This is a genomic window from Rhizobacter sp. (assembly GCF_035702065.1).
In the GTDB taxonomy this organism is placed as follows: Bacteria; Pseudomonadota; Gammaproteobacteria; order Burkholderiales; family Burkholderiaceae_C; genus Rhizobacter.
This window is the reverse complement of sequence record NZ_DASSRA010000223.1, coordinates 1-4771: the sequence shown is the minus strand read 5'-3', so window position 1 is coordinate 4771 and position 4771 is coordinate 1. Positions and strand designations below refer to the sequence as shown.

4 protein-coding genes and 1 pseudogene are annotated in these 4771 nt (G+C 70.0%); 1 reads left to right on the top strand and 4 read right to left on the bottom strand.

The features are described 5' to 3' along the window. From VFL64_RS10355 to atzF, 4 genes are all read right to left on the bottom strand, one after another. Positions 1-183 (bottom strand): hypothetical protein (locus VFL64_RS10355; protein WP_489540295.1); only part of this gene is annotated, 183 nt, incomplete at its 3' end. 128 nt (positions 184-311) lie between these two features. Continuing rightward, on the bottom strand, positions 312-1151 hold the full coding sequence (locus tag VFL64_RS10350; protein ID WP_489540294.1) for an ABC transporter permease: 840 nt from the start codon (positions 1149-1151) through the stop codon (positions 312-314). A gap of 4 nt (positions 1152-1155) precedes the next feature. Further along, positions 1156-2142 (bottom strand): ABC transporter substrate-binding protein, encoded by a 987-nt coding sequence (locus tag VFL64_RS10345; RefSeq protein ID WP_489540293.1) that lies wholly within the window; start codon positions 2140-2142, stop codon positions 1156-1158. A gap of 40 nt (positions 2143-2182) precedes the next feature. Next, positions 2183-4003: an allophanate hydrolase gene (atzF, locus tag VFL64_RS10340; RefSeq protein ID WP_489540292.1), complete on the bottom strand. Its 1821-nt coding sequence runs from the start codon at positions 4001-4003 to the stop codon at positions 2183-2185. 164 nt (positions 4004-4167) lie between these two features. Between atzF and VFL64_RS10335 the strand changes: the two are divergent. Beyond that, positions 4168-4771 (top strand): annotated as a pseudogene (locus VFL64_RS10335) (hypothetical protein); the annotation flags it as partial.

The following is a 4771-nucleotide window of genomic DNA, read 5'->3' as shown; positions in this document are numbered from 1 at the left end:
CCCAAGAGAAGGCTCGCCTTCGGCCTCGTGTCCCGGCTCGCTTCGCTTTGCCGCGAAAAGACGGGCCGAGCCGATGCGAAGCGAGGCGAGACGATGCGTAGTGCTGTCGCAGCAGATGTTCGGCCGATCCTGTGGCATGGCGAGGACAGGCCGAGGAGACTTGAGTCCACGCAGTTCGGCCATGTGAAGAGCGCCTTTGCTTTGGTTACTTTCATTTGGCGCGACAAATGAAAGTGACCCGCCCGCCGGGGCGGACTCCCGGCGCACCCGGTGGAAGTAGGAAGAAACAACCACGCGAAGCGGCACCACCCTCACCGCCCACTCCAATGCACGATCTTGCGTTCGGCAACGAGGAAGAGCACGTTGAGCGCATACCCCAGTGCCCCCGCCGCCAGGATCGCCGCGTACATCGTCTTCACGTTCAACACCTGCTGCGCATCGATGATCCGATGCCCCAGCCCGTTGTCCGAGCCGATGAACATCTCCGCCACGATGACGATCACCAGCGCCATCGACACCGCCGAGCGCAAGCCCACGAAGGTCGGCTGCAACGACTCCCACACCAGCACGTCCTTGAAGATCTGCCAGCGGCTCGCTCCCATCACCTTGGCCGCCATCACCCGCTGCTTGCGCGCGTTGATCACGCCGTAGGCGCTGTTGAACACGACGATCAGGAAGGCGCCAAAGGCCGCGATGGCCACCTTGTTGATGTCGCTCACCCCGAAGATCAGCAGGAAGAGCGGGATCAGCGCCGAGCTCGGCGTGGAGCGGAAGAAGTCGATCAGGAACTCGACGCTGCGATACGCCTTCTCGTTGCTGCCCAGCAGCACGCCCAGCGGCACGCCCACCACCGCCGCGATCAGGAAGGCCTGCACCGTGCGCCACACCGTCACCGCAAAGTCGGTGAGCAGTGCGCCGCCCAGCAGGCCGCTGATCAGCGTCTCCAGCGTGGCCAGCGGCGGGGGCAGCAGGATGGGCTTGATGAGCCCGGCGCGCACGACGATGTCCCACACGATGAAGAGCACGAGCGGGCCCACCACCGGCAGCAGGCGGCCCCAGTCGAAGGTCTTGCGCTGCGGTGGCGCAGCGCTGCCGCTGGCCGACCAGGGCGCTGCGGGCGTGGCAGGAACGGCGGTGGAGCTGTCACTCATGGCCTCACCCCTTGTAGATCAGCGACTCGACCGACAGCTTCTTCTCGAACACGCCCTTCTCGGTGAAGAGGTCGAAGAACTTCTGGAAGGCGGCGATGTCGCTCGGCTTGAACTCGTTGTAGAGCATGTACGAGGCCAGCGGCACCTCGCCGGTCAGCGGGCCTTCGATGGCGGTGTAGCCCTTGAGGTACTGGCGCGCCTCGTCGGGCTTGGTGCGCACGAGCTCGATGCCTTTGGCATAGGCGGCGATGTACTTCTTGGTCTCGGCCGGGTACTTCTTGATGAACTCGCTGGTGAGCGTGGCCGAGCCGCCGTGCCAGGGCGCGAGCGGGTCGCCGAGGATGTACTTGGCGATCACGCCCGCCTCGAGCACGCGCGTGGTGCCGTTGAGCCGGCCCACCGTGCCGGTGGGCTCCAGGGTGTAGACCGCGTCGACCTGCCCGGCGGCGAGCGCGGCCACGTGCTGGCCGATGGGCAGTTCGGTGACGCTGGTGCCTCCGGCGCCGGCGCGTTCGAGCACGGTGATCGCGAGCGTCTTGTTCTGGATGCCGGGGCCGGAGGCGACGCGCTTGCCCTTGAGCTCGGCGATGCTCTTGACCGGGCTGTCCTTGGGCACCAGGAACTGGTCGAGCACGTACTTCGCGTTGCTCGGGTTGGTGGCGATGATCTTGTAGAGGCCCGGCGAGGCGATCTCGCCCACGCCCAGGTTGCCCGAGCCGGTGCCATTGGAGCTGCCGTCGGAGCGGCCGGCCAGCATGGCCTCCATCACCTGCTGGGCGCCGGCGAACTTGAGCGGCTCCACGTCGAGCCCGGCTTCCTTGAAGTAGCCCTTCTCGATGGCCGCGAAGAAGGGCAGGCCGGCCGCCACCGGCCAGTAGCCGATGCGGATCTTGGGGCCGCTCTGCGCACGCACGAGAGCCGGTGCGCCCAGCGCGAGGGCCGCGCCGGCGGTGACGACGAGGCGGCGTCGACGGGTGTTGAGGGTGGTCATGGCGGTTCTCCAGGGGTGGGAAGAGAGAAAGGAAAAGGGCTCAGCGCTTGAGTGAGGCGAGGTAGGCCCGCCAGCCGCCGAACGAGGTGATGTCTTTCGCGCCTTCGAGTGCATAGGCCTCGCAGATGAAGCCGTGCACCGAGGAGCCATCGGCCAGCGTCACGCTGCCCAGGCCGAGCGGTGCCGGGATCAGTGCCAGGAAGGAGCCGACGGTGTCGAGCGGCACGTCCCACACCTCGACGGCGATGGCCGCGCCGCCCGCGTCCACGCGCAGCAGCCCGGGCTTGGGCGGCACGGTGCCGGGCAGCGCGAACAGGCGGTACTGCGGGGCGGTGGTGGTGGGCGTGCGCAGCTGGGCACCGCGTTCGATGATCTGGCCGTTGAGCGGCAGGCCGCTCAGGTGCGCGCCCACCACGGCCAGCGCCAGCGTGGGCGCGGCCGCGGGTGGGCGGCCGAGCTTGCAGGCGATCTCGCCCTTGCCTCCCAGCGCGCCCAGCGGCAGGCCCAGCCGTGCCTGCCAGACGGCGCCGAAGCGCGCGAGTGCGCTGTCGTACCCGCCCGGTGCGATGAAGGTCACGCCGAAGGGCAGGCCGGTGCCGGTGAAGCCGAAGGGCAGGGCCAGCGCGCACCAGCCCAGCAGGTTGACGAAGTTGGTGTACGCGCCAAGTGCCGCGTTGGCGCCCAGCGGGTCGGTGGCCAGCTCGGCCATGGTGGGGTGGCCGGGTGCGGTGGGCACCATCAGCAGGTCGGCCTGTTCCCAGAAAGACTGCGCATCGCGCTGCGCGGCGCGCAGCTTGTACTGGCCGCGGAAGGCATCGGTGGCGCTGAAGTGGCGCGCGCTCTCGACGATCTGGCGCACCGCGGGGTCGAAGACAGCGGGGTTCTGGTCGAGCAGATTCTGCACCGTGGCGTGCCGCTCGGCCACCCATGGGCCGCCGTACAGCAGCTCGGCGGTGGCGTGCAGCGGCGAGAAGTCGAGCGGCACCACCTCGTGCCCGAGCGACTGCACGTGCGCCGCGGCCTGGGCGAAGGCGGCGCGGTAGCCGCTCTCGTTCTGCGGGCCGCTGAACACCGGGCGCGCCGGGATGCCCACGCGCAGCACCGGCTTGAGCCGCGCCGGGCCGGGCGCGAAGTGGCTGTAGGCATCGGTGGCATCGGGCCCTTCGATCACCGAGAGCACCAGCGCCGCGTCGTCGACGGTGAGCGCCATCACCGACACGCAGTCGATGCTGCGGCAGGCCGGCAGCACGCCGCTGGTGCTCACCCGCCCCGGCGTGGGCTTGAGGCCGACGATGTTGTTGAAGCCGGCCGGCACCCGGCCCGAACCGGCGGTGTCGGTGCCCAGTGCGAAGGGCACCTGGCCCATGGCCACGGCGTAGGCCGAGCCCGAACTCGACCCGCCGCTCACATGCCCGGGCTCGAAGCTGTTGGGCACCGCGCCATAGGGTGAACGGGTGCCGACCAGGCCGGTGGCGAACTGGTCGAGGTTGGTCTTGCCGACGGGGATGGCGCCGGCGTCCACCAGGCGCTGCACCACGGTGGCGTGCGCGGTGGCGGGGCCGGCGGCGAAGCCCTTGCAGGCGGCCGTGGTGGGCAGGCCAGCCATGTCGATGTTGTCCTTCACGCCGAAGGGCATGCCCAGCAGCGGTTGCGTGTCGAACACGCCGGCGCCTTCGCTGAGCAGGCGGGCGTCGCAGGCGTCGGCCTGGGCCATCAGCACCTCGTCGGGCAGGCGCGAGATCCACGCGGTGCTGGCGTGTTGCGACTGTTCGGCCAGGAAGCGCAGCATCAGCTGCCGCACCGTCAAGGTGCCGGCGCGCAGTGCCTGGCGCAGCTCCGACAAGGTTCTGGGTTCGGTCATGGTGGGTGGCCCCGGTTTTGTGCACGCCATCTTGTATGCAAGATGTCTAGCAGAAGGCGTGCCAGTGGATGCCAATGGAATGAGGGCCACCCGACGCGGGGTCGTTTGCGAGAATGGCTCACGCGGTCGTGCCGGCATCGAGCTGCGCGGGTGCCGCGGCCCCCATGAGTGAGCCGGTGACCGAACACGAGAGCCTGCCGACCGCCCGCGCCGATGCGGCCGCGACGCATCCCTGGCCGCCCGACGCTGCGCCGCAGGCGTCCTTCAGCCGTTGCCTGATCCTGGCGTTGCTGTTGCATGTGCTGCTGGTGCTGCTCGTGGGCACCGCGCCCGGTTCCGGCGCAGGGCAGCAGGGCAGCGGCGCCGTGCCGCCGCTGCGGGTCGTGCTGGTGGGGGTGCGCGCGCCGGCGGGTGCTGCTTCGGCCGCTCAAGGCAGCGCGAGCGCCGCCGGCGAGCTGCAGGTTGCGCTGGCCCGGCCTGTGAACGAACCGGCGCCGACGGAAGCGCTGGCGGTGCCGCCATCGCCCCCACCCACTCGCCGCGCGCCCGAGCTGGTGCTGCCGCCCACGGAGCCGCCGCGCACGCCCCGTTTCACCCGACCCGCGCCGACGGAAACGGCGAACGACCTGCCCCTGCAGGAGCCCGTGACGGCGCCCGCCCCGCCGCCTGCACCTGCACCTGCACCTGCACCTGCACCTGCACCTGTGCCTGTGCCTGTGCCTGTGCCTGTGCCTGTGCCTGTGCCTGTGCCTGTGCCTGTGCCTGTGC

Excerpts from the sequence above, each read along its gene's own strand:
- VFL64_RS10350 (WP_489540294.1), bottom strand. The coding sequence starts at position 1,151 with ATGAGTGACAGCTCCACCGCCGTTCCTGCCACGCCCGCAGCGCCCTGG.
- VFL64_RS10345 (WP_489540293.1), bottom strand. The coding sequence starts at position 2,142 with ATGACCACCCTCAACACCCGTCGACGCCGCCTCGTCGTCACCGCCGGC.
- atzF (WP_489540292.1), bottom strand. The coding sequence starts at position 4,003 with ATGACCGAACCCAGAACCTTGTCGGAGCTGCGCCAGGCACTGCGCGCC.